The 24,205-nt window shown below is 72.5% G+C and carries 21 protein-coding genes; 11 read left to right on the plus strand and 10 right to left on the minus strand.

Annotated features, from left to right (window positions below; genetic code table 11):
- Positions 1 to 305: 305 nt before the first annotated feature.
- Positions 306 to 1,583 carry an O-antigen ligase family protein gene (locus ACFWN7_RS14655; protein WP_376939565.1) on the minus strand — a complete coding sequence of 426 codons (1,278 nt, stop codon included), beginning with the start codon at positions 1,581 to 1,583 and terminating at the stop codon, positions 306 to 308.
- A gap of 14 nt (positions 1,584 to 1,597) precedes the next feature.
- Positions 1,598 to 3,058, minus strand: coding sequence for an O-antigen ligase family protein (locus ACFWN7_RS14660; protein WP_376939566.1), 1,461 nt, complete (start codon positions 3,056 to 3,058; stop codon positions 1,598 to 1,600).
- 92 nt (positions 3,059 to 3,150) lie between these two features.
- Between ACFWN7_RS14660 and manA the strand changes: the two genes are divergently transcribed.
- The gene (gene manA, locus ACFWN7_RS14665; protein WP_376939567.1) at positions 3,151 to 4,404 is read left to right on the plus strand and encodes a mannose-6-phosphate isomerase, class I; all 1,254 of its coding nucleotides are present in this window, start codon (positions 3,151 to 3,153) and stop codon (positions 4,402 to 4,404) included.
- Positions 4,405 to 4,752: 348 nt separating this feature from the next.
- Complete coding sequence (locus tag ACFWN7_RS14670) at positions 4,753 to 5,058, plus strand: GIY-YIG nuclease family protein (protein WP_376939568.1); 306 nt, start codon at positions 4,753 to 4,755, stop codon at positions 5,056 to 5,058.
- A 189-nt stretch (positions 5,059 to 5,247) separates the two neighbouring features.
- Here ACFWN7_RS14670 and ACFWN7_RS14675 read toward each other — a convergent pair whose 3' ends face one another.
- A complete protein-coding gene (locus ACFWN7_RS14675) occupies positions 5,248 to 6,204 on the minus strand; it encodes a GlxA family transcriptional regulator (protein ID WP_376939569.1) in 957 nt (318 codons plus the stop codon).
- An 85-nt stretch (positions 6,205 to 6,289) separates the two neighbouring features.
- On the opposite strand from ACFWN7_RS14675, the gene ACFWN7_RS14680 reads away from it, so the two are divergent.
- From ACFWN7_RS14680 to ACFWN7_RS14700, 5 genes are all read left to right on the plus strand, one after another.
- Positions 6,290 to 6,439, plus strand: coding sequence for a hypothetical protein (locus ACFWN7_RS14680; RefSeq protein ID WP_376939571.1), 150 nt, complete (start codon positions 6,290 to 6,292; stop codon positions 6,437 to 6,439).
- 100 nt (positions 6,440 to 6,539) lie between these two features.
- On the plus strand, positions 6,540 to 7,508 hold the full coding sequence (gene galE, locus ACFWN7_RS14685; RefSeq protein ID WP_376939572.1) for a UDP-glucose 4-epimerase GalE: 969 nt from the start codon (positions 6,540 to 6,542) through the stop codon (positions 7,506 to 7,508).
- Between the two features lie 196 nt (positions 7,509 to 7,704).
- Positions 7,705 to 8,025 (plus strand): WhiB family transcriptional regulator, encoded by a 321-nt coding sequence (locus ACFWN7_RS14690; RefSeq protein WP_376939655.1) that lies wholly within the window; start codon positions 7,705 to 7,707, stop codon positions 8,023 to 8,025.
- A 174-nt stretch (positions 8,026 to 8,199) separates the two neighbouring features.
- On the plus strand, positions 8,200 to 11,268 hold the full coding sequence (locus ACFWN7_RS14695; RefSeq protein WP_376939573.1) for a glycosyltransferase family 2 protein: 3,069 nt from the start codon (positions 8,200 to 8,202) through the stop codon (positions 11,266 to 11,268).
- Positions 11,258 to 12,709: a DUF5719 family protein gene (locus tag ACFWN7_RS14700; RefSeq protein ID WP_376939574.1), complete on the plus strand. Its 1,452-nt coding sequence runs from the start codon at positions 11,258 to 11,260 to the stop codon at positions 12,707 to 12,709. Before ACFWN7_RS14695 ends, ACFWN7_RS14700 begins: the two co-directional genes overlap by 11 nt.
- A 57-nt stretch (positions 12,710 to 12,766) precedes the next feature.
- Here ACFWN7_RS14700 and ACFWN7_RS14705 read toward each other — a convergent pair whose 3' ends face one another.
- A complete protein-coding gene (locus tag ACFWN7_RS14705; RefSeq protein ID WP_376939576.1) occupies positions 12,767 to 13,207 on the minus strand; it encodes a hypothetical protein in 441 nt (146 codons plus the stop codon).
- A 63-nt stretch (positions 13,208 to 13,270) separates the two neighbouring features.
- On the opposite strand from ACFWN7_RS14705, the gene ACFWN7_RS14710 reads away from it, so the two are divergent.
- The 3 genes from ACFWN7_RS14710 to ahcY are packed head-to-tail and all read left to right on the plus strand — an operon-like array spanning position 13,271 to position 16,453.
- On the plus strand, positions 13,271 to 13,486 hold the full coding sequence (locus tag ACFWN7_RS14710) for a DUF3499 family protein (protein WP_376939577.1): 216 nt from the start codon (positions 13,271 to 13,273) through the stop codon (positions 13,484 to 13,486).
- Entirely contained in the window at positions 13,483 to 14,916 is a 1,434-nt protein-coding gene (locus tag ACFWN7_RS14715; protein ID WP_376939579.1) for a phosphomannomutase/phosphoglucomutase, read from the plus strand. The genes ACFWN7_RS14710 and ACFWN7_RS14715 overlap by 4 nt, the downstream gene beginning before the upstream one ends.
- A 49-nt stretch (positions 14,917 to 14,965) precedes the next feature.
- Complete coding sequence (ahcY, locus tag ACFWN7_RS14720) at positions 14,966 to 16,453, plus strand: adenosylhomocysteinase (protein ID WP_376939581.1); 1,488 nt, start codon at positions 14,966 to 14,968, stop codon at positions 16,451 to 16,453.
- A gap of 174 nt (positions 16,454 to 16,627) precedes the next feature.
- On the opposite strand, the gene ACFWN7_RS14725 is transcribed toward ahcY, so the two are convergent.
- A complete protein-coding gene (locus tag ACFWN7_RS14725; RefSeq protein ID WP_376939582.1) occupies positions 16,628 to 17,470 on the minus strand; it encodes an RDD family protein in 843 nt (280 codons plus the stop codon).
- A gap of 17 nt (positions 17,471 to 17,487) precedes the next feature.
- Here ACFWN7_RS14725 and ACFWN7_RS14730 point away from each other — a divergent pair, with 17 nt between their 5' ends.
- Positions 17,488 to 18,483, plus strand: coding sequence for a stage II sporulation protein M (locus tag ACFWN7_RS14730; RefSeq protein WP_376939583.1), 996 nt, complete (start codon positions 17,488 to 17,490; stop codon positions 18,481 to 18,483).
- A 208-nt stretch (positions 18,484 to 18,691) separates the two neighbouring features.
- Here the strand turns inward: ACFWN7_RS14730 and ACFWN7_RS14735 are convergent, their stop codons facing one another.
- From ACFWN7_RS14735 to ACFWN7_RS14755, 5 genes are read right to left on the minus strand one after another with little or no spacing between them, the layout of a single operon-like run.
- Complete coding sequence (locus ACFWN7_RS14735; protein ID WP_376939584.1) at positions 18,692 to 20,029, minus strand: DUF58 domain-containing protein; 1,338 nt, start codon at positions 20,027 to 20,029, stop codon at positions 18,692 to 18,694.
- Position 20,030: 1 nt separating this feature from the next.
- The gene (locus ACFWN7_RS14740) at positions 20,031 to 21,074 is read right to left on the minus strand and encodes an AAA family ATPase (RefSeq protein ID WP_376939585.1); all 1,044 of its coding nucleotides are present in this window, start codon (positions 21,072 to 21,074) and stop codon (positions 20,031 to 20,033) included.
- Positions 21,071 to 22,369 carry a DUF4350 domain-containing protein gene (locus tag ACFWN7_RS14745; RefSeq protein WP_376939586.1) on the minus strand — a complete coding sequence of 433 codons (1,299 nt, stop codon included), beginning with the start codon at positions 22,367 to 22,369 and terminating at the stop codon, positions 21,071 to 21,073. The genes ACFWN7_RS14740 and ACFWN7_RS14745 overlap by 4 nt, the downstream gene beginning before the upstream one ends.
- The gene (locus ACFWN7_RS14750; RefSeq protein WP_376939587.1) at positions 22,366 to 23,010 is read right to left on the minus strand and encodes a DUF4129 domain-containing protein; all 645 of its coding nucleotides are present in this window, start codon (positions 23,008 to 23,010) and stop codon (positions 22,366 to 22,368) included. The genes ACFWN7_RS14745 and ACFWN7_RS14750 overlap by 4 nt, the downstream gene beginning before the upstream one ends.
- Positions 23,007 to 24,167, minus strand: a complete 1,161-nt coding sequence (locus ACFWN7_RS14755) for a hypothetical protein (RefSeq protein WP_376939588.1) — start codon at positions 24,165 to 24,167, stop codon at positions 23,007 to 23,009. The genes ACFWN7_RS14750 and ACFWN7_RS14755 overlap by 4 nt, the downstream gene beginning before the upstream one ends.
- Positions 24,168 to 24,205 lie beyond the last annotated feature (38 nt).

A 24,205-nucleotide genomic window follows, 5' to 3' on the forward strand; every position in this document is an offset into this window, starting at 1 on the left:
GGGAATCTCCACGGTGGCATAGGACGGCACGTGGCCCACGCTTCTCGCGAGTCCCGTGTTTCTGCGGATGGAGCCGCGGAAATACGGGACTCGCGGGGCTCTCCGGTGGTTTGGAGTAGCACATGGCCCACGCTTCTCGCGAGTCCCGGGTTTCTGCGGGATGCGCCGCACAAATCCGGGACTCGGCGTCAGCGCACACCCCGGCGACCGCCGGCATCGCCCCGGACTCGAGCCAACGCGACCCGCGTCAGGTCGCGGGGCGCCCGATCCTCGACGGCCGCTTCGCCCAGCTCAGCGACCGAACCTCAGAGCTGCTCGCTCTGCACGGGCGGCCGCCCGGCCGCGAGCGCGTCCCGCCAGCTCATGTCGCGCGCGGCCTTGACGGCGCAGACGACGAGCAGCATCCAGCCGCCCTCGGTGAGCGCGAAGCTCTCGGCGAACGACGTCACCGCGACGACCACGAGCATCAGCGCCGGCCACACGTACACGACGCTCCGGCGGGTCGATGCCAGGAGCCAGGCGCGCACCAGGGCGACGCCGACGAGCGCGACGAACATGATCGCCCCGATCACGCCCACTTGGAAGTACGCGTCGATGTAGGCGCTCAGGGCCGACGCGTGCTCGCGATCGGTGGCGAACTCGATCCAGACATAGGGCGCGGCATCCGGCCAGGGACCGACCCAGCCCCAGCCCTGCAGCGGGTTCTGGTTCAGGTACCGGGAGAGCTCGCGCCACACATCGAGGCGCACGTCGAACTCGCCGCGGGCGTCGAGGAGCTCGATGATGCGGATGCGGAAGATCCACGCGAGCACCACGACCACGACCGACGAGGCGAGCAGTGCGATCTGCCACCGCCACCGGGTGGCCGGAGCCGCGTGCCGCAGCCCGAAGAGCGCGGCGAGAGCCACGAGGGAGGCGCCGAGCGCCGTCAACGTCGTGGGCGATCCCGACAGCACCAGGCAGAGCGACGCGAGCACCATCGACGCGATGGCCAGGCCGCGCGGCACGATGCGGGTGCGCCACTCCACGACGAACGTGAGCAGGGCGATGAGGGCGATGAACCCCAGCAGGTTCCGCGTGCCGAAGACGCCCTGGATCGGGCCGAGCTCGACGAGGTCTCCCTGGATGCCGAGGAAGACGATGGGCAGGTCGAGCAGGATGCCCGAGAGCACCTCGAGCGCGAGCGAGACGCCGAGCAGCAGCCGCATCACGTCGCCGAACGCCCGCACGATCTGGATCGTGTCGCGCATGAGCGCGACGTACACGCCGATGAAGGCGAACGCGACGAGGTAGAGCACCCGGGCGGCGCTGATGCCGGGGGTGTGGCTCCAGAGCACGGATGCCGCGCACCACCCTACGAACACGAGGATCGTGATCGGCAGGATGCCGTACCATTCGACGGCGCGCCAGCGTGCGACGAGCGAGACGCCGCAGAGCGCGAGCAGGCCGGCCAGCGCGGCGAGCAGGCCGGGCCAGCCGAGCACGCTCCTCAGCGCGTGCGTGGAGAACGCGAACCCGATCGCGACGAGGGTGACCGCCTGTGCGAAACGAGCCGAGCCTGCGAATTCGCGGAGTGCGTTCATCGTCTGGGGAGCGATCATTGTTCGCTGAGCTTGTCGAAGCGGGCGGGGTTCCCTTCGACGGGCTCAGGGAACCCGCGTTCGCTGAGCTTGTCGAAGCGGGCGGGGTTCCCTTCGACGGGCTCAGGGAACTCGGGCGGCTTGCGCGACGCCGGCACCGGCGGCGGCTCGGCGGGCAGCGGCTCGGGCGCCCACTGCCGCTGCTTCGTCGACCAGGCGATCGCGACGAGCAGCAGCCAGCCGCTCTCGACGAGGATGCGACTCTCTGCGAGGCTCTGGCCGATGAGCGCGACGAGCAGAAGGAGCGGCACGAGCGACGCCGCGGAGTGGGGGAGCGGCCGGCCCTGCTCATCCTTCGGCCGGTCGACGGCGAGGAACCACGAGCGCCAGAGCGCGCCGATGACGATCGACGCGAACGCGATGAGCCCGACGACGCCCACCTGCATCCACACGTCGAGCCAGGCGTTGTGCGCCTGCAGGTATTCGACGCCGTTGCGCACGGCGAGCCCGTCGAACGGCTCGACCCACGGCTGCCAGTACCCGATCCACCCCCAGCCGAACCACGGACGCTCCAGCGCGAGGCCGGTGACGGCCTCCCAGATGTCGAACCGGCCGGTGACGTCCTCGCTCTTGCCGAAGAGGTCGAGCAGCGCACCCCAGAACACGACGAGCAGGGTGACGGATGCCACGAGCGCACCAGCGGCCGCCCAGTACACGCCGCGCCGGCGATCGGGCCCGACCCGCCGCGCCCAGACCACGAAGCCCAACGCGACGGCCACCAGCGCCCCGACGAGGATGACGGTCGCCGACCGGGTGAGGAGCATCACGACGCCCGACACGACGAGCCAGCCGATGCCCTGGGCCCGGCGCACGCTGCCAGCCGCGAGCAGCGCACCGAACACGATGAGCCCGAGGAGCGCCACCATGCCGAGCAGGTTGCGGCTGGCGACGATGCCCTCGATGGGACCGCCCGAGAACAGCAGCCCGCGCGACCAGAAGAAGGCGTCCGGCAGTTCGCCGTCGACGTCGAAGTCGGGGAAGAGCGGCAGCACCGGGCCGCGCACGAAGATCGCGACCCAGAGCTCGAAGACGAGCGACAGCCCGAGCACCCACTTGATCGCCCCCGCGAGATGGCGCACGATCCGCGTCCAGCTGAGGCACAGCGCGAGTGCCACGGCGACCAATGTGGTCACGAACGTGATGGTGAGCCCGAGCATCGACGCCGCCGGGTAGAACGACCAGGCGAGCGACAGCGTCGCGATCAGCAGGAACGCGAGGGTCGACTTCGGGATGCGGCGCCACCGCCACGCCGGCCGCTCGGCGACGATGAGGGCGATCCCGCCGCCGACCACGACGAGGACGACCGCCCCGAACCCCCACCAGCCGAGGAGGTTCCGCCAGAACTGGCCGGCGAGCACCGTGAAGAGCGCGAACGTCGCGTACGCACCGATGAGGGCGCGGCGTCGGCCGGGGGTCATGGGTGCAAGGCTATCGCGGCCGTGCTCGCTGAGCCCGTCGAAGCGCCCCCGCGCGGTAGTTTGGACCCTACTCAGGGAAGGGGTCATCGAGGATGTTCGTGGCGATCGGCAACACTCCACGGGACTACGCGTGGGGGTCGGCGACGGCGATCGCCGAGTTCCGCGGCACGGCGCCGACGGGCGCGCCCGAGGCAGAGCTCTGGCTCGGCGCGCACGCGGGATCGCCGGCGAAGCTCGCCGATGCGGCATCCGTCGGATACGCCGACCTCGCGGAGTGGATCGCGGCCGAGCCGGCGCGTGCGCTCGGCGAGGAGCTCGCCTCCCGCGGCGCGCGCCTCCCGTTCCTCCTGAAGCTCCTCGCGGCCGCCGCGCCGCTCTCGCTGCAGGCGCACCCGACGCCCGAGCAGGCCCGCGCGGGGTTCGCGCGCGAGGAGGCCGACGGGGTGCCGATCGGCGCCTACGACCGCAACTACCGCGACCGGTTCCACAAGCCCGAGCTCATCGTCGCGCTGAGCGAGACGTTCGATGCGCTCTCGGGGTTCCGTCCGCAGCGCGAGGTGCGCGGCATCCTCGAGGTGCTGCGATCAGCGGATGCCGCGACCGAAACGCCCGAGCCGGGCGCGCTCGACCTGCTCGAGTCCCGCCTCGCCGGCCCCGACCCCCTCCGCGACACCGTGGAGTGGCTGCTCCGCGACGGGCGCGGCGGCGACACGGGGGAGGCCGCGTGGGTCACCGAACGCGTGACGGCGCTCGCGGCATCCGACCTCGCCCGGAACTCCGCGTACGCGCTCTCGTTCGAGACCGTCGGCGTGCTCGCCGAGGCGTACCCCGGCGACCCCGGCATCGTCATCTCCCTCCTGCTGAACCGGGTGAGGCTGCGCCGCGGCGAGGCGCTCTACCTCGCGGCCGGCAACATCCACGCCTACCTCGACGGGCTCGGGATCGAGCTCATGGCGGCGAGCGACAACGTGCTGCGCGGCGGGCTCACGCCGAAGCACATCGACGTGACCGAACTGCTCGACGTGCTCGACTTCACGCCGATCGCGCCGCCGCACCTCGCGGCCGAGCCTGTCGGGGCCGGCGTGGTGGCGTTCCGTCCCGACGTGCCCGACTTCGTGCTGTACCGCGCCGAGCCGGGAGCCCGCGGAGCCCGCGTCGCGCTGGCCGGTCCCGCGATCGTGCTCGCCGAGGGCGGCGCGCTGCGCATCCGGGGAGCCCGGGGCGAAGCCGCGGTGGCCCGCGGCGAGGCGGTCTTCGTCACGCCCGAGGAGGGCGAGCTCGCGATCGAGGGCGACGGGATCGCGTGGGTGGCGACGACGGGCGGGCCCGCCGCTGCCGTTCCCTGAGCTTGTCGAAGGGAGCTTGTCGAAGGGAGCTTGTCGAAGGGAGCCGGTGTGGCGTTCCCTGAGCTTGTCGAAGGGAGCCTGTCGAAGGGAGCCGGTGTGGCGTTCCCTGAGCTTGTCGAAGGGAACCGGTGTGGCGTTCCCTGAGCTTGTCGAAGGGAACCTCGTCGAAACGAGGGCTTCGTCAGGCTCAGCGACCAGTCGTTCCCTGAGCTTGTCGAAGGGAACATGACCAGCTTCGCGCGACTGGTTGCCGAAAGTCGTCCTCAACACGTCCGCGGTCACAGATGCTTGTTCGCGCGATTCCGTGAGCAGCGGGCTCGTGCAGCGGGTGAGCCCCAGAATGCTGCTATGGCTTGGATGTACATACTCCGTTGCTCGAACGGCGCCTTCTACACGGGCAGTACTGCTCAGGACATCGAAGCGCGCGTCTGGCAGCACAACGAAGGGCTCGGAGCGAACTTCACCCGAAAGCATCGGCCCGTGGAACTCGTGTACTGCGAGACGTGGGATCGCGTCGATGACGCGTATACCCGCGAGAAGCAGGTGCAAGGCTGGAGTCGAGCGAAGAAGCAGGCGCTCATCGACGGCGAGTACGGGAGACTGCCGGCGCTGTCACGTGGGAGAGCGAACTCGCGCCGCGGCGCAGAGGAGTGAAAGGTTCACGGCGGGCTCGCTTCGACGGGCTCGGCGAGCGGGGTGGGCTCGCTTCGACGGGCTCAGCGTGCGGGGTGGGCTCGCTTCGACGGGTTCAGCGAGCGGGGTGGGCTCGCTTCGACGGGCTCGGCGAGCGGGGTGGGCTCGCTTCGACGAGTTCAGCGAGCGGGGCGGGCTCAGCCAACGAGGTCAGCCGGCCGCGCGGGGGCCGAAGACGCGTCGGTACTGCGTGGGCGTGGTCTGCAGCACCTTCAGGAAGTGGTGCCGCATCACGGCGGCGGCGCCGAAGCCGGTTTCGCGGGCGATCTCCTCGAGAGTGAGCGACGTCTCCTCGAGCAGCTGCTGGGCACGAAGCAGCCGTTGACGATTGAGCCACGCGTTCGGCGTGGTGCCGGTCTCGGCCCGGAAGCGCCGGGCGAAGGTGCGCGGCGACATGAGCGCCTTGCGGGCGAGCAGGTCGACGGTGAGCTCCTGGTCGAGGTGCTCGAGCATCCACTCGGTGACCTTCGCGAACGAATCGGTGCGGCATTCGGGCACCGGAGTCTGGATGAACTGCGACTGCCCGCCGTCGCGCTGCGGCGGCACGACCATGCGGCGGGCGATGATGTTGGCGGCGCTCGCGCCCAGTTCGGTGCGCACGATGTGCAGGGCCGCGTCGATGCCGGCGGCGGTGCCCGCGCCCGTGACGACCTTGTCGTCTTGCACGAAGAGCACGTCGGGGTCGACCTCGGTGTCGGGGAACATCTCGGCCAGTCGATCGGTGTACATCCAGTGCGTGGTCGCGCGGCGGCCGGCGAGCACGCCGGCACGGCCGAGCGTGAACGCGCCCGAGCACACGCTCAGCACCCAGGCATCACGCGCCACGGCGTCGCGGATCACGTCGATGATGCGCGGGTCGACGGGTTCGTCGATGAGCGAGGCCGGCACGGCCACGAGGTCGGCACGTCGTGCGACCTCGAGGTCTTCGTGCACGACGACGTCGAAGCCGAGCTTCGTGGGAATCGGTCCGGGCTCGGCGGCCACGACGTGGAAGTCGAACGTGGGCCCGCCCTGGTCGGTGCGGTCGATGCCGAACACCTCGCAGATGACGCCGAACTCGAAGGGCGCCATCTGCGGGACGGCGATACAGGCGATGGTGTTGAGCACGGGGCCTCCGGAATGGCAGGAATCGATCGTTATGTGGCCACTCTGCCACTGTCGGCAGGATATCGCAAGAGGTACATTTACTGCCATGACCACCATCGTTCTCCTCGTGATCGCGGGACTCGCCGTCTGGGGCGTCCTCGCCACCGTGCTCCGTCTCGACGGCGACGGCTACGGGCGTCCTGAGATCCGCGACCGCAACCGGCACGCCGAGAACCTGCCGACCCGCCTCGTCTGAGCCGGCGGCAGGGCCCCGCGGCATCCGTCGCTCCCGCCCTGCGCCGCCCCACTACGATCGGGGTGGGCGTGCGGACGAGCCGCGCGCGGAGGGCGGGAGCATGAGCTGGATGGTCACCGGGGGCGCCGGATACATCGGCGCCCACGTCGTCAGGGCGTTCGCGGAACAGGGCATCGACACCGTCGTCGTCGACGACCTGTCCTCCGGCAGACGCAGCTTCCTCCCGCCGGGAACGTCGTTCGTGCAGGGCACGATCCTCGACGGGCCCCAGCTCGAAGCCACGATCGGCCGCTACGACGTTCGGGGCGTCGTGCATCTCGCCGGTTTCAAGTACGCCGGAGTGTCCGTCACCCAGCCGTTGCATGCCTACCAGCAGAACGTCACCGGCACCGTCACCCTGCTCGCGGCCATGGAGGCCACGGGCGTGGACCGCATCGTGTTCTCGTCGAGCGCCGCCGTGTACGGCACGCCCGATGTCGATCTCGTCACCGAGGGCACCGCGGAGCATCCGGAATCGCCGTACGGGGAGTCGAAGCTCATCGGCGAGTGGCTGATCGCCGACCAGGCCCGCGCAACCGATCTTCGGCACACGAGCCTGCGCTACTTCAACGTCGTCGGCTCGGGCACCACCCGGGTGTTCGACGCGAGCCCGCACAACCTCTTCCCCCTCGTCTTCGACGCGCTGCTCGAGGGGCGCACGCCGCGCATCAACGGCGACGACTATCCGACGCCCGACGGCACCTGCGTGCGCGACTACATCCACGTCGCAGACCTCGCCGCCGCGCATGTCGTCGCGGCGCGTCGGCTGGATGCGGGCGACGCCATCGAGCCCGTGTACAACCTCGGCTCGGGCGACGGGGTCTCCGTGGGCGAGATCATGCGCGCCGTCGCGGCCGTGACCGAGATCGACTTCACGCCGGAGGTCGGCCCGCGGCGCGCGGGGGACCCCGCCCGCATCGTCGCGTCGGGCGAGCTCGCCGCGCGCGACCTCGACTGGCGGATGCGCCACTCGCTCGCCCAGATGGTCGAGAGCGCGTGGGAGGCGCGCCGCGCGGCATCCGAGGGCTGATCCGTATGTCCCCCGCACGGGGGCGGCGGATCGGAACACCGCGACTCCGGAACGCCGTCGGCGTGTCGCGGCCGGGTTGAAGCCTCGACGGGTGGTCGAGGGTTTACGATCTGCGACTTGACTCTCACGAACTACACCGGTGTAATTGTTCATGACACACCCTCTGGGTGGTCGGTACAACTGGGTGGGAGACGATATGGGCAATCCTGAATATCGTTCTGGAGTACCTGACGATTGGTTCGTCGATCCGGTCAGGCTGGGCGTTCCCGGCGTGCGTCCGGGCACCGGAGACGACAATCCGCTGGCATGGCAGAGCGACGCGCTGTGTGCGCAGACCGATCCGGAGGCGTTCTTCCCCGAGAAGGGCGGCTCCACCCGCGACGCCAAGAAGATCTGCACCGGGTGCGAGGTCCGCGGCGAGTGCCTCGAGTACGCGCTCGCCAACGATGAGCGCTTCGGCATCTGGGGCGGCCTCTCCGAGCGCGAGCGGCGCAAGCTCCGCAAGCGCGCGGTCTGAGTTCCGATCCGGTGCGGGCGCACGTGCCCGCACCGGACGGCGAGCCGCCCGCACGGCGAGCCGCCCGCAGCAGCCGCCCGCGCGACGATCGGGGCACCTGGCGTGGGCGCTTCGTTTCATGGCGCGCCCGTGCGGATTCCGATGCCGCGCTGACGCCCGCTTAGGCTGTCCCCGATGTTCCCCAGAGTCACCGCCATCCTCGTCGTGCACCACGGCGGCGACCACCTCAGGCGCACCCTCGACGCGATCCGTGCGCAGGTCCGCACTCCGGACGCGCTGGTCGTCGTCCTCACCGAGCCCGACGCCGACGCGCGCGCGCACACGGCTGCGGCGGGGGCGACGCACGTCGTCGAACTGCAGGAGCACCTGTCGTTCGGCGAGGCCGTGCGGGCCGGCGAGCGCATGCTCGACACCCCGGCATCGGATGGCGACGCGCTCTGGCTGCTCGCCGAGGACTCGGCCCCCGAGCCGGGAGCGCTCGGCGCACTGCTCGCGACGCTCGAGACGGCCCGGTCGGTCGCCGTGGCCGGTCCGAAGCTCATGGAATGGGACGAATCCGACCGTATTGTCGGGCTCGGCCGCACCGTCACCCGGCTCGGGCGGAGCGTCGAGCTGGTCGCCGACGAACTCGACCAGGGCCAGCGCGACGCGTCGAGCGACGTGCTCGGGCTCGATCCGGCGGCGATCCTCGTGCGTCACACGGTCTGGCAGGCGCTCGACGGTTTCGACCCGGCGCTGCCGACCGTCGACGACGGACTCGACTTCGGAATCCGCGCGCGGCTCGCGGGTCACCGGGTCGCCGTCGTCCCCGGGGCGCGGGTGCGGTTCGCGGCCGACGGCGTGGCGGGCCCACACGGCGGCGGCGGGAGCCGCACGGCGCGTCGACGTGCCCGGGCGGCGAGGGCGGCGGAGCTCCACCGCCGACTCGTGTACGCGCCGGCCCCGGTCGTGCCGCTGCACTGGCTGAGCCTCCTTCCGCTCGCGGTGTTCCGGTCGATCAAGGATCTGCTCGTGAAACGGCCCGGTGCGATCACCGGGGAATTCGGTGCGGCGCTGGCGACGATGTTCTCGGGGATGCGGGTCGCGCGCGCGCGCCGGGTCCTGAAGGCGTCGCGCACGACGGGCTGGTCGTCGATCGCCCCCCTCCGGATGCAGCCCGACGACATGCGACGACGTCGTCAGGCGGCGGCCGAGGAGCGGCGCACCCGCGCCAGGGGGCGCACGCACGACCTGCAGTTCCTCGGTACCGGCGGCGGTTGGGTGCTGCTGGCGACCGCAGCCGGTTCGGTCGCACTCTTCTCCTGGCTGATCGGAGCGGCCGGGGTCGGCGGCGGCGGGCTCCTCCCGCTCTCGGGATTCGCCGAGCTGTGGCGCAACGCCGCATACGGATGGCGCGACGTCGGCACGGGATTCGTCGGTGCGGCCGACCCGTTCAACGGCGCCCTCGCCGTGCTCGGCTCGCTCACCTTCTGGTCGCCGTCGTTCGTGGTCGTGCTGCTCTGGCTCGTCGCGCTGCCGGCCGCCGCAATCGGCATGTGGTTCGCTGCATCACGTCTCACCGGCCGCGGATCGCTCCGCGCGTTCGCCGCCGTGGTGTGGGCTGCATCGCCGATGTTCCTCGCTGCGCTCGCCGAGGGGCGTCCGGGCGCGGTGATCGCCCATGTGCTCCTCGGCTGGCTGGCCTTCGCGGTCTTCGGCGCGGCGACGTCGTGGGCGGCGGCAGCGACCGCGTCCCTGTTGTTCGCAGCCGTCATCGCCGCGGCGCCGAGCCTCACCCCCGCGCTCCTCGTCGCCTGGGCCGTCGCGCTCGCCCTGAGCGGCCGGGCGGCGCCGCGCCTCGCGGGCCTGCCGATCCCCGCGCTCGCCCTCGCGCTCCCGCTTATCGCCTGGCAGGTCGGACGCGGCACGCCGCTCGCCCTCCTCGCCGACCCGGGCGTCCCGCTCGGCGGCCCGGAGCCGTCGGTGTGGCAGCTCGCCCTCGGCCTGCCGAGTGGCGGGTGGGGCGGATGGGACGAGCTCGTGCGCGCCACGACCTCGCTCGACCCGAGGCTCGTCGCGTCGCTCCTCGTCGTGCCGCTCGTGCTCGCGGCGCTCGCTGCGGTGCTCACTCCCCGTCTCCGCGGCGCGCTCCTCGCCCTCGGCACGGTACTGCTCGGGTTCGCGACGGCGGTCGCGGCGACGCACGTCTCGGTTGCGGTCGTGGGCCCCGAGGTCGTGTCCGTGTGGACCGGCGCCGGGCTCAGTCTCGCGTGGCTCGGGCTGATCCTCGCCGCGGTGATCGCCCTCGGTGCGGTCCGTCGCGGTGGGGCGATCCTCGCCGCGGCGGTCGCGGCGATCTCGCTCGTCGCCGTCGTGCCGTCGGCGGCCGCGATCGCGACCGACGCCGTGCCGCTCGCACCCGCGGCCGAGCGGAGCCTGCCGGCGTTCGTGATCGCCCAGGCCGATACCGACCCGCGGGTGACGACGCTCACGATGCAACCCGAGTCGGGCGGCGGCATCCGTGCCTGGCTCGAGCACGGCACCGGCGAGACGCTCGACGACCAGTCGACCCTCGACCAGACCCGCGTCGAGCTCACCGACGACGAAGCAGAGCTCGCGACGGTCGCCGGCAACCTCGCCTCGAGGAGCGGGTTCGATCCCGAAGCCGCGGTGCGCGAGTTCGGCGTCGCGTTCGTGCTGCTCGCGCCGGCCGCCGACGACGGCCGCGAGGCCACGCAGGCCGAGGTGCGCGCGCGCACCGCGCTCGACGGCAACGCGGCGCTCGTCGCGGTCGGCGAGACGGGCTTCGGCACGCTCTGGCGGTTCTCCGCCGCCGAACCGGATGCCGCGGCGGCCCGCATCCCGGCCGGCGCCGGCGGCCCTCTCGCCGTCGTCATCACGACGATCCAGCTCATCGTCATCGGCGCGGCCGTGCTGCTCTCGATCCCCACCGGCGCCGGACGCGAGGCCGATCGCCGGCCGAGCCGCCGGGTGCGACGTGGCGAAGGTCGCGCGGAACGGGGCGCAGCGCCGCCCGCGGAGGCCGACGGGTCGCCCGGAACCGCGGAGCCGTCCGATGCGGACCCGGCCGATACCGCCGAGTCCGCCGACGCGGATGCAGCGGCCGACGCCGGGGCCGCGGCATCCGCGGATGCGGACGACGCGCCGGCCGACGCCGTCGCCGGTGCGCCGGACGACACGCCTGCCGACGCCGACGCGCGGCCGAAGGCCGCTGCCGCGGAAGGAGTCGATGATGGCCGTTGACCGAAGGAGACTGCTGCGCGCCGGCGGGCGCGCCCTCGCGTTCGTCGGGGTGGCGGCCGTCGCGGTCGGGGCGCTCGCCGCCGCCGCGCTGGTGCCCTGGCCCGAGCACCGCGCCGCCGCCACGTCGGTGCTCGTGCAGCCGGCCGAGAGCCGTCAGCAACGGGTGTGCCCGGGACCGGTGCTGGCGCTCGGCGAGGATCCGGCCGCAGCGACCACCGCGTCATCCGTGGGCGCCGCCGACATCGTGACCGCCACCGAACCGGCCGACGCGGCACTCGAGGAGACGCCGCTCGCCGCACCGGGCAACCCGTTCGCCGTCGACGACGGCACACCCGTCGCCATCGCCGCGGAGCCCGGCGGTGTCGATGCGGGCATGCTCGCCGGTGCGCAGTCGCAGGGCGTGGCCGCCGAGACGCTCGCCGGATTCACCGCGGCGGCGTGCGGCGAGGCCGTCGCCGATGCGTGGCTCGTGGCCGGCGCGACGAACCTCGGGCGCAGCGGCCTCGTGCTGCTCTCGAATCCCACGGCGGTGGCGGCGACCGTCGACGTGCGGGTGGTCGGCGAGACGGGCGCGGCGGAGGCGCCCTCCGCGCTCGACATGATCGTGCCGCCCGGCACGCAGCGCGTGATCTCGCTCGCGGGGCTCGCGCCGAGCCTCAGCTCACCGGTCGTGCACGTGACGAGCACGGGCGGAGCGGTCGCCGCGAGCCTCGTGCACTCGGTCGTGGTCGGCCTCGCACCCGCCGGCGTCGAGCTGACCGGCGCGACCGCGCCCCCCGCGACGACCCAGGTGATCCCGGGGCTCGTGGTGCCGCAGTCCGGCGGCGTCGCGGCATCCGAAGACCACGCCGACGGCGACGACCACCCCGTCGTCCGGCTGTACGCGCCCGGTGGCGACCCCGTCGAGGTCTCGATCGGCGTCGTGCCCGAGTCGGGGTCTGGCGGCACCACGATCGAGGCGTCGCTGCAGCCCGGCCAGGTGGCCGACGTGCCGCTCGGCGTGCTCGACCAGGGCGTCTACACCGTCCGCCTCGAGGCCGACGCGCCGATCGTCGCGGCGGCACGGGCGACGGTCGGCGGAGCGGAGGGGCAGACGGATGCCGCTGCGCCGTCCGATCTCGCATGGACCGTCGCCACGGCGCCCCTCCTCGACTCCGCCGTCGTCGCGGTGCCCGATGGGCCGTCGCCGAGCCTGCATCTCGTCAACCCCGGCGGCTCGGCCGTCGACGTCACGCTCACGATCGGCGGCGCGGAGCGCACCGTCTCGGTGCCGGCCGCGGGTGCGGCGTCCGTGGCGCTCGACGGCGGAGCATCCGTCATCCTCGGCGGAACGGCGGGGCTGCACGCGACGGTGTCGTTCACCGGCGACGACGAGCTCGCCTCGTTCGGCGTGCAGCCGCCCGGGCCGCTCGACTCGCCGATCGCGGTCTACCCGCGCTGAGGCTCGTTCGCTGAGCCTGTCGAAGCGCCCTTCGACAAGCTCAGGGAGCGACGCGCGTCAGAGGTGCCGGTAGCGCCCGGGAGCGAGCTCCCACGGGTCCTTGTCGAGGAGCTCGGCGACGGCCCGGAACACGCAGCTCTCGATGAGCAGCTTCTCGTCGCGGTCCTCGCCCTCCTGCAGGCGCAGGAACCGCACGATCGGCAGGCGGTAGAACGTGATGCGGCGCTCGTCGTGCGCGACCTTCCACCGGTCGATGTGGTCGCCGTGGATCGCCTCGGCGGGGCCCTGCGCGACCTCGAACACGACGCCCTCGAGTTCGGGCCAGAGGCCGCGGAGGTAGGCGGCGGTCGTGGCGACCGTGAAGTCGAAGTCGTCGAGCCGCGTGCGGATCGGCTCGAGATGCGGCCCGGTGACCGCCGAGCGCATGCCGCGGCCGTGCCTGTCTCGGGCGAGCCGTCTGGCGGAGCGAGGCGTGGCGACACGGCGGGATCGGGCCATTTTCCCATCGTAGTGTCTGCCCTCCACCGCAATGCCCGCCCCCCTCGATACTCTGGTGTGGCCATGAGACGTTGTTCGCGCACCGCATGCGCCGCCGAGGCGGTCGCGACGCTCACGTTCGACTACGCCGACGCGATGGCCGTGCTCGGTCCGCTGGCCGTCTCGCGTGATCCGCAGGGCTATGACCTCTGCGCGCGTCATGCCGAGCGCACGTCGGCGCCGGTGGGGTGGCAGGTCGTCCGGCACGTCTCGCTCGGTGGGGTAGGTTTCAAGGCATGAATCCCGCTGCACCATCCGAGGCTCGCGCGCGCCTCGACGAGATCGTGAAGGCCTACGACGTTCGCGGAATCGTGGGTGAGGGCGTCACCGACGAGACCGTCGAAGCCCTCGCGGCCGGGTTCGTCGACGAGGTCGGCGCAGCGGGCGCGAAGGTCGTCGTCGGCCACGACATGCGCGACTCGTCGCCCGGCTTCGCGGCCGCGTTCGCACGCGGGGCGACCCGCCGCGGCGCCGACGTCGTGTCGATCGGGCTCTGCTCGACCGACGAGAGCTACTTCGCGTCGGGTTCGATGAACGCTCCCGCCGCGATGTTCACGGCGAGCCACAACCCCGCCGCCTACAACGGCATCAAGTTCTCGCGCGCCGGTGCGCAGGGCATCTCGCTCGACACCGGTCTCGCGGCGATCCGCGACCGGGCGGCCGAGTACCTCGAGCAGGGCATCACGGATGCCGCGCGCCGAGGCTCGATCGTCGAGGTCGACGTGCTCGCCGACTACGCGGCCTACCTCCGCTCGCTCGTCGGGCTCGGCGGCATCCGGCCCCTCAAGGTCGTCGTCGACGCGGGGAACGGCATGGGCGGTCTCACGGTTCCCGCGGTGCTCGGCACGGCCGCCGGGCTGCCCGCACTGCCCCTCGAGCTCGTGCCGCTGTACTTCGAGCTCGACGGCACGTTCCCGAACCACGAGGCGAATCCGCTCGAGCCCGCGAACCTCGTCGACCTGCAGCGCGCGGTGGTCGAGCACGGCGCCGATCTCGGGCTCGCGTTCGACGGCGACGCCGACCGGTGCTTCGTCGTCGACGAGCAGGGCGGGGCGGTGAACCCGTCGGCGGTCGCCGCGATCGTGGCGCTTCGCGAGATCCAGCGCGTGCGCGCAGCCGGTGAAGACGACATCTCGGTGATCCACAACCTCATCACCTCGCAGTTCGTGCCCGAGACGATCGAGCAGGCCGGGGCCACCGCCGTGCGCACGCGCGTCGGCCACTCGCTCATCAAGGACCGGATGCGCGAGACCGGGGCGGTCTTCGGCGGCGAGCACTCGGCGCATTACTACTTCCGCGACTTCTGGGGCGCCGACAACGGCATGCTCGCAGCGATGCACGTGCTCGCCGAGCACGGCGCGCACGACGAGCCGCTGTCGAAGCTCGCGGCGCGCTTCACGCCCTACGCCTTGTCCGGTGAGATCAACTCGACGGTCGAGGACGTGCCGGCGGCGTACACGCGCATCGTCGAGTCCTTCACCGGCCGTGCCGATTTCGACGAGTTCGACGGGCTCACGGTCACGGGCATCACCGCCGAGACGGAGCCGTTCTGGTGGTTCAACGTGCGCCCGTCCAACACGGAGCCGCTGCTGCGGCTCAACGTCGAGGGCGCGGATGCCGCGACGATGGAGTCCGTGCGCGACGAGGTGCTCGCGCTCATCCGCGGCTGATCACTGCGCGCGGAGCGCAGCCGGGCGTGGGCCTGCGAGAATGGTCGGCATGACGCTCGCCACCCCCACCGCGACATCCGCCCTCCCGTACAAGGTCGCCGACCTCTCGCTCGCCGAGGCCGGCCGCCACCAGCTCCGCCTCGCCGAGAACGAGATGCCCGGGCTCATGGCCCTCCGCGCCGAGTTCGGCGGGCACAAGCCGCTCGCGGGCGCGCGCATCGCCGGAAGCCTCCATATGACGGTGCAGACCGCGGTGCTCATCGAGACCCTCGTGGCGCTCGGCGCGCAGGTGCGCTGGGCGAGCTGCAACATCTTCTCCACGCAGGACGAGGCCGCCGCCGCCGTCGTCGTCGGTCCAGACGGCACCGTCGACGAGCCGTCGGGCGTGCCCGTGTTCGCCTGGAAGGGCGAGACGCTCGAGGAGTACTGGTGGTGCACCGACCGCATCTTCGACTGGAGCGCGGAGGCTGCGGCATCCGGTGCCGACTGGATCGGCCCGAACATGATCCTCGACGACGGCGGCGACGCCACCCTGCTCGTGCACCAGGGCCGCGAGTTCGAGGCGGCGGGCGAGGTTCCCGAGGCGACGGATGCCGCGAGCCACGAGTTCCGCGTCGTGCTCGACACGTTGCGCCGCTCGCTCGAGCTCGCGCCCGACCGGTGGACCCGCATCGCTGAGGAGATCCAGGGCGTCACCGAGGAGACCACCACCGGCGTGCACCGCCTGTACGAGCTGCACGCCAACGGCGAGCTGCTCTTCCCGGCGATCAACGTGAACGACTCGGTGACGAAGTCGAAGTTCGACAACAAGTACGGCATCCGGCACTCGCTGCCTGACGGCCTGAACCGGGCTACCGACGTCCTGATGGGCGGCAAGGTGGCGTTCGTCGCCGGGTACGGCGATGTCGGCAAGGGCGCGGCCGAGGCGCTTCGTGGGCAGGGGGCCCGCGTCATCGTCTCCGAGGTCGACCCGATCTGCGCGCTCCAGGCAGCGATGGACGGCTACCAGGTCTCGCGCCTCGAGTCCGTGCTCGGCGAGATCGACATCCTCGTCACGGGCACCGGCAACAAGGATGTCGTGACCCTCGAGCACCTGCTCGGCCTCAAGCACCTCGCGGTCGTCGCGAACGTCGGCCACTTCGACAACGAGATCGACATGGCGGGCCTCGAGTCGCTCGAGGGCGCCGAACGCGTCGAGATCAAGCCCCAGGTGCACGAGTGGCGCCTGCCGACCGGCCGCAGCGTGCTCGTGCTCTCCGAGGGGCGGCTCATGAACCTCGGCAACGCCACGGGGCATCCGTCGTTCGTGATGTCGAACTCGTTCACGAACCAGGTGCTCGCGCAGATCGAGCTGTGGACCCGCCCCGACGCGTACCCCGTGGGCGTGTACGTGCTGCCGAAGCACCTCGACGAGAAGGTCGCGCGCCTGCACCTCGATGCCCTCGGCGTGGAGCTCACCGAGCTCACCCCCGAACAGGCCGCCTACATCGGCGTGCCGGTCGAGGGGCCGTACAAGGTCGACCACTACCGCTACTGACCCTTGGCGGATGCCGCGGCGCGCATCCGCTTGTTGCCGGATTCGGGGATTCAACCGACACGCCGTAAATGGCGCCTTCTCGTGCGGCGCGGCGCCCCAATTTCCGAATCGGGTCACACGAACAGGTCGGACCCACTCGGCCAGCTCACATCGACGGCTCAGTGAGCGCGGGGCTCAGCGGTCGGGGAAGCCCGCGGGCCTCGCCGTGAGCTGCGGCTCGAGCGCGGCCATCCGCGCGCCCTCGAGCCGGAGCGCGGTGAGGTCGCGCTCGCGGCGCAGGGCGACGACGGCCGCGAGGAAGCGCTCGGGCGGGGCATCCGGCAACGGCGACACGAAGGGTGCGACCTCGGCGGCGAGGGATGCCGCGACGCGGGCACGGCTCTCGGGCACCAGGTGCTCCACGTTGCCGAAGAACGACGCCACCCGGCGCGCGATCGGATCGGGCAGGCGCGCGACGTCGGCGATCGCGGCCCAGCCGACGAGCTCGGGCGGCACGCCGAACGCGGTCTGCGGCAGCCTCGGCACCCGCTCGACCTGCGCGTGCGTGCCCGCGAGGACATCGCCGAGGCGTTTCGACGACGGGCTGAGGAAGCCCACGAGCGCAGCGAGGCCGCCGAACGTCAGGTAGATCTCGATGACGCCGGTGAGGGCGCGGATGAAGGCGTGCCGGAATCCGATCGCCCCGCCGTCGTCGCGCACCACGCGGAGGCCGAGCGCGAGCTTGCCGAGCGACCGGCCGCGCGATGCCGTCTCGACGGCGGTGGGGAGCACGACGATGCAGCCGACGACACCCGCGACGATGATGGCGCGGAACGCCGCCTCGTCGACCGAGAGCCCCGCCAAAGAGAGCAGCAGGGCGACGATGAGCAGCACCGCGACCAGCACGTCGATGGCCGTGCCGCCCGCGCGGATGAGCGCGCTCGCGGGGCGTAGGTCGAGGGCCACGGCCTCGCCGGTGACCAGGCCCTCGTCGTCGAATCGGGCGGCCCGGCTCGGGGATCCGGTCGCGTCGGCCATGGGTAGTATTCAAGCAGATGGACCTCGACGCGCTCGCCTCCGCCCGCCATGACGACTGGGAGCGGCTCGATGTGCTCTCGCGCACGCGGAGACTCGACGGGCCCGCCGCCGACGAGCTCATCGAGCGGTATCAGGGCGCGGCATCCGACCTCTCGCTCGTGCAGACCACGGCCGGATCGACCGCGCTCGGGGATCGCCTCTCGGTGTCGCTCGCGCACGCTCGCCTACGCTTCACGGGCGCACCCGAGAACTCGTTGCGGCAGTTCACGCGGTTCGCGGTCGTGAGCCTCCCGGCGGCGCTCTACCGCCTGCGCTGGCTCACCCTCGCCGTCGCGGTCGCCACCTTCGTCGTCGCGGCGCTCTACGCGTGGTGGATCGGCGGCGACCCGCGCGTGCTCGCCGCGCTCGGCAGCGAGCGGGAGTTGCGTCAGCTCGCCGAGGAGGGGTTCGTGGCCTACTACTCGGAGAACCCCGCGGCATCGTTCACCGGCGCGGTCTGGACGAACAACGCGTGGATTGCCGCGCAGTGCGTCGCGTTCGGCATCCTGGGGGTCTGGGTGCCGTACGTCGTCCTGCAGAACGCGCAGAACCTCGGCATCACCGCGGCGGTCATGTTCGCGTACGACGAGGCCGACACGTTCTTCCTCTACATCGCTCCGCACGGCCTGCTCGAGCTCACGTGCGTGTTCGTCGCCGCCGCGGCCGGCCTGCGCATCTTCTGGGCGTGGGTCGCACCGGGCGCAAGGCCGCGCGGGGTCGCGCTCGCCGAAGACGCTCGGTCGCTGTTCACGGTGGCGATCGGCCTGGTGTTCTTCCTGTTCGTGTCGGGGCTGATCGAGGGCTTCGTCACCCCGGCGCCATGGCCGTGGCCCGTGAAGATCGGCATCGGGGCGCTCGCCCTCGGCGGCTTCCTGGCGTACATGCTCGTGCTCGGCGGCCGCGCTGCGCGTGCCGGGGAGACCGGCGACCTCGTCGAGTTCGACGCGGGTGCCAGCCGCATCGCGGCCGGCTGAGTCGCGGGTCGTTCGTCGCGGCCATCCGCGGGTCGTTCGTCGCGGCCATCCGCGGGTCGTATGCCGCGGCATCCACCGTTTGCATGACATGGCCAGGTTCGCATGACGTCTCCAGTTGTCAACGTCATGCAAGTCGGGCGATGTCATGTAAACCGGTGTGGGGAAGACAGGCCGGTGTGGGAAGACATGCCGGTGTGGGGACGACAAGTCAGAGCCGTCCCGCGGCCTTCAGCTCGAGATAGGTGTCGGCGAGGGCGGGCGGCAGTTCGTGCGGCGCCGCCGTCACGGTGATGGCGCCGAGGCGCCGCACGGCCGCCGCCACCCGCTCGCCATCGAGCAGTGCGCGCTCGGCGGCCGCCGCCCGGTACGCACTGTCGAGCGAGTCGCGCTCACGAGCGGCCCGGGCCACGGCCGGGTCGGCGACGGATGCCACGACCACCGTGTGCCGCGACGTGAGCTGCGGCAGCACCGACAGCAGCCCGCGGGCGCTGCCCGGCGAGTCGGCTGCGGTGAGCAGCACGACGAGAGCGTGGTGGCTCGTGACCTGGCGCACCTGCCCGGGCACCGACGCCCAGTCCGCCTCGATGAGCTCGGCATCGATGCCGGCCATCGCGTCGACCATGCGGGTGAGCAGTTCGGCGCCGCTCGCGCCGTGCACGCGGCCGCGCAGCCGGCGGTCCCACGCGAGGAAGTCGACCCGGTCACCCGCATGCGACGCGAGCGCCGCGAGCAGCAGTGCGGACTCCCACGCGGTGTCGAGCCGCGGCTCGTCGGCGATGCGCGCCGCCGCGGTGCGCGAGGTGTCGGCCACGATGACGATGCGGCGGTCGCGCTCGGGGCGCCAGGTGCGCACCATGAGGCGGGCACTGCCCGGCATCTCGAGGTTCGCGTGCCGCGCGGTGGCCCGCCAGTCGATCGAGCGCACGTCGTCGCCGCGCACGTACTCGCGGATCGAGTCGAACTCGGTGCCCTGCCCGCGGATGAGGAGCGGCGTGCGTCCGTCGAGCTCGCGCAGGCGCGTGAGCCGCGACGGCAGGTGCGCCCGGGAGTGGAACGGCGGCAGCACGCGCACGCGTCCGGGCGCGGCGAGCGTCGCCTGCCGTGCCCAGAGCCCGAGCGGACCGACGGCCCGCAGCGTGACCTGCGAAGAGCGCCGATCGCCGCGCCGCCAGGGCGTGAGCTCGAGCGTCATCCGTCGCCGCTCACCCGGCGGGATGCGCACCATCGTGCGGTTGGCACCGGCGACCCCGGCCGACGGCTCCCAGCCGTCTCGGACGACGGCGCGAAGCATCCGCGACCCGAGGTTCTGCACCGCGAGCTCGGCCGCCACGGTCTCGCCGAGCCGCACCCGGTCGGGCAGGTCGCGGGTCAGCGCCACCTGCCTGGGCGACGCGGCGAGCGACAGGTCGAGCACGCCCGCGGCGACGGCGAACGACAGCCAGCCGAGAAGCGCGAGCCACGCGGCATCCGCGCCCGACATGCCGGCGACGACCACCGGCACGACGCCGAGCGCGACGAGCAGCACGAACCGACCGGAGACCGCCATGTCAGAGCGGCACCTGCACCTGCTGGACGACCCCGCGCAGCACCGCGTCGACCGCCACGCCCTCGAGCTCGGCCTCGGGCCGCAGCTGCACGCGGTGCCGCCACACGGGCAGCAGCATCGCCTGCACGTGGTCGGGCGTGAGCGAGTCGTACCCGGTGAGCCACGCCCACGCCTTCGCCGCCGCGAGCAGCGCCGTCGTCGCGCGCGGGCTGACGCCGAGCCGCATCGACGGGCTGCGCCTGGTGGCCCGGGCGAGATCGACGACGTACGCGAGCACGTCGTCGGAGACGCGAATGGATGCCGCCGCCGCACGCGCCGCGGCGAGCTCGGTCGCCTCGAGCACCGGCGTGACGCCCGCGGCCGCGAGGTCGTGCGGGTCGAATCCCTCGGCGTGCCGGCGCAGCAGCGTCACCTCGGCGTCGCGCTCGGGCACGTCGAGCACGAGCTTCAGCAGGAACCGGTCGAGCTGCGCCTCGGGCAGGCTGTAGGTGCCCTCGTACTCGATGGGGTTCTGGGTCGCGGCGACCATGAACGGGTCGGGCAGCGGGCGTGTGACGCCGTCGGCCGAGACCTGCCGCTCCTCCATCGCCTCGAGCAGCGCCGACTGCGTCTTCGGCGGCGTGCGGTTGATCTCGTCGGCGAGCAGGATGTTCGTGAACACCGGGCCCTCGCGGAACGCGAACTCGCCCGACCGAGGGTCGTACGCGAGCGAGCCGGTGACGTCGCCGGGCATGAGGTCGGGCGTGAACTGCAGGCGGCGCGTGTCGAGCTGCAGCGTGCGGCTGAGCGTGCGTGCGAGCAGCGTCTTCGCGACGCCCGGCACGCCCTCGAGCAGCACGTGGCCGCGCGTGAGCAGTGCGATGATGAGGCCCGTCACGGCGCCGTCCTGGCCGACGACGGCCTTGCCGACCTCGGCGCGCACGCGGTTCAGCGCGGCGCGCAACTCGTCGTCGGTGGCCGCGGTCGTCGTGGCGTCGGCAGCGGAGGTCGCAGTCGGCGGGGCCGCTGTCGTGCTCGCATCGGATGCGGGAGTCGCGTCGGTCATGGTCGCCTTCCTGTCGGGCGGTCGGAATCGTCCGCTGAGCCTGTCGAAGCGCGCGGGTCGTCCGCTGAGCCCGTCGGAGCGACGGCTCCCTTCGACGAGCTCAGGGAGCGGTCGGGCCGGATCGAGCCTCGCACGTCGCGCTCGAGGCGGTCGTGCTCGCCGGCGAGCTCGACGAACTCGCGGTCGCCGGCGGGCACGTCGGCGACGAGCAGGCGGGCGACGGATGCCGCATCGCGGCCGGTCGCGACCGCTGCCGCCTCGGCGAGGGTGTCGACGTCGGACGACCGCGGCAGCCTGAGCAGCGCCGCGATGCGCCCGATCGCGCCGATACGGAGCTGGTCGGCGGCATGGCCGCGCGCGGCGTTGCGCGCGTACAGGCGCGCCCGCCCCTCGCTCGTCTCACCGGCCGGCACGTGCACCGGCAGGTTCTCGACGACGAGCGGGCCGAACCGGCGCCCCCGCCAGACGCCGGCGGCGACGACCACGGCGATGAGGAGCACGATGACGGGGCTCACCCACCCGGGGGTGAGTTCGGCGAGTGTCGGCGCCGTTGCGGCATCCGCATCTCCGGGCCCCGGAAGGTACCAGACGAGACGGTCGGATGCCCCGAGCAGGCCGATCGCGAGTGCGGCGTTGCCGGCCTCGTCGATGCGGTCGTTCGTGAAGACGGTGGTCGCGGCGACGAGGGTGAGCTCGCCGCCGGCGCGACCGGGACCGGAGACCACGGCATAGCCGAACTCGCCGTCGCGGAAGCAGCCCGTGAACCCCGCAGCCTGCGCGTCGTCGTCGACCGTGAGGAGCCGCTGCCCGTCGGAGAGTTCGCCGGCCCGCTCGGCGGCGCCCACGTCGCACGCGACCTCGTCGAGCGCGCCGGTCGCTGTGCCGCCGAGGCGCACTCCGGGTGCGAGCACCTCGAGGGTGCCGAACGCCGGCTCGGCCACCACGAGCCGGTCGACTGCCGACGCGAGCTCGTCGAGTCGTTCTGCGTCGAGGAGCGCGAGCTCGTCGTAGAGGAACACGGTCGCGCCGCCCTGTGCGGCGTCGACGGCGGCGTCGATGCCGCGGGCCTGGGTCACGTCGATCCCGTGCGAGCGGAGCACCTCGACGAGCGCCTTGGAACCGGGCGGCGCAGGGTTGTCGGCGCCGAGCACGGCGCCCGGAGCGCGGATGCCGCCCTGTACCACGAGCACGACCAGCGCGCCGAGGACGAGGGCCGCGGCGATCACGATCCAGGCTCGCCGCCGCCGGAGCCCGGCGCGCAGGGTCGGCGTGATCGAAGGTGCGACGAGCGTCATGCCGGGACCTGGGTCACCGGCGCGGCCCGGGCGAGCGCACCTTCGAGGTCGGTGAGCGCGTCGTAGCGCTCGCTCGTGCCGGCCCGACCGAGGTAGCGCACGGCGTCGAAGTCCGCCGCAGCGGCCCGGAGCGCGTGCTCGTGGCGGGGGAACGGCGCGGTCGCGGCATCCGCGACACCGCGTGCCGTCGTGCCCGGATGCACCCGGATCAGGTCGCGTTCGACCATCCCGCGCGCGAGGGCGCGGAACCGCTCCTCGATCGCGAGCGGCCAGTCGCCGGCCGCAGCAGCCGCCGCGGCAGCTCGGCGGAGCGTCTCGAGGTCGCGTCGATCCGCGTCGTCGAAGAGCGGCGCGGGGGCCCGACGGCGCCGGCGCAATCGCGGCACGCCGAAGACGAGGAGGCCCACGACGACCACGACGGCGACGACCACGACGCCCAGGAGCGTGAGCAGTGGCCCCGGCAGGCCGGTCGCGCCCTCGAACAGGCTGACGAACCAGTCGCGGATGGCCTGCATCGCGAGGTCGAACGCATTGGGCCGGGCGTTCTGGTATTCGGTCTTCGCGAGCTCGTCCTGGAGCCAGCGGCGCGCCTCGGGTGCGTCGGGATCGAGCGGTGTCCCGCCGAGCGGACCCGAGTTCACGCGGGGGCCGTCGCCGGGACGTCGGGTGCACGGAACGGGTCGCCGACCGGCCGGCCGGCGTCTCGCAGTTCGACGTGCCGCTGGAGCTCGAGGTCGAGGCCTTCCTTGCGCATCCGCAGGTCGATGGTGATGACGGCGACCAGTGCCGCCTGCACGACCGCGGTGATCGCCCCGATCAGGAGCGAGAGGATCATGGTGACCACGGTCGTCCCGATCAGGATCGGGAGCGCGGCGCCGGTGCCGGTCGGGTCGATGATCGTTGCGAGGATGGTGCCGACGAGCGACACGGGCTGCACCACGATGTTGGCCGCTGCGTTGAGCACGAAGCCGACGAGCAGGAGCGTGCCGAACGTGCGCCAGTAGAAGCCGTCGGTGAGGCGCCACGAGCGGCCGACCGCGGTGCGGATCCCGGCATGCTCGAGCACGATCACGCTCGGCACGAGCGACAGCTTCACGCCGAGCCAGGCGCCGAGCACGAGGAGGCCGAGCCCGAGCACGACGGCGATGCCGATGCCGACGAGGAGGCTGACCGGATCGAACGAGGCCGCCACGAGCACGATGAGGAAGACGAGCGCGACCGCCGCGAGGAGTGCGGCGGCCAGGAGCAGCGTCCACCCGATGAGCGGCCAGATGCGCGACGCGGCGCGGCGCCACAGCGCGCCGAATCCCAGCTTGTCGCCCAGCGTGCCGCTCGCGACCTCGACGACCATGACGCCCTGGAGGAACGCACCCGCCACCACCGAGATGGCCACAGGCACGAGCATGAGCAGGAGGAACCCGCCCACGGTTCCCGAGAGGATCGCGTCGGTGTCGGCCGCCGTCGCGTTCTCGAGCCGTGAGAACGTCACCGCGAGGAACGGCACGAAGACCGCCGCGGTCGCGACGACCGAGACGAGCTGCACGACGAGGCCGCTGCCGAAGGTCGCGGCGGGGTTGTGCCGAAGGGTGCGGAACGGAGCCCAGAGCAGGGTGCCGAATCCGAGCGGACGCAGGGGGAGGAGCCCGGGCTTCGGCGGCGGCGTCCACCCGCCGGGACCGGCCGGCGGAGGGTACGCGCTGGCGGGTGCATCGCCTGAGGCGGGAGGCGGGGCATCCGTGGCTCTCGGCGCAGCGGGAACGGTGCCTGGCGCCTGCCAGTCGTGGTCGGACACCTGCATGCGCTCCTTCCGGCGGGGGATGTCCCCATGCTTTCACA

The sequence above is a fragment of the Agromyces sp. NPDC058484 genome, from assembly GCF_042720415.1.
In the GTDB taxonomy this organism is placed as follows: Bacteria; Actinomycetota; Actinomycetes; order Actinomycetales; family Microbacteriaceae; genus Agromyces.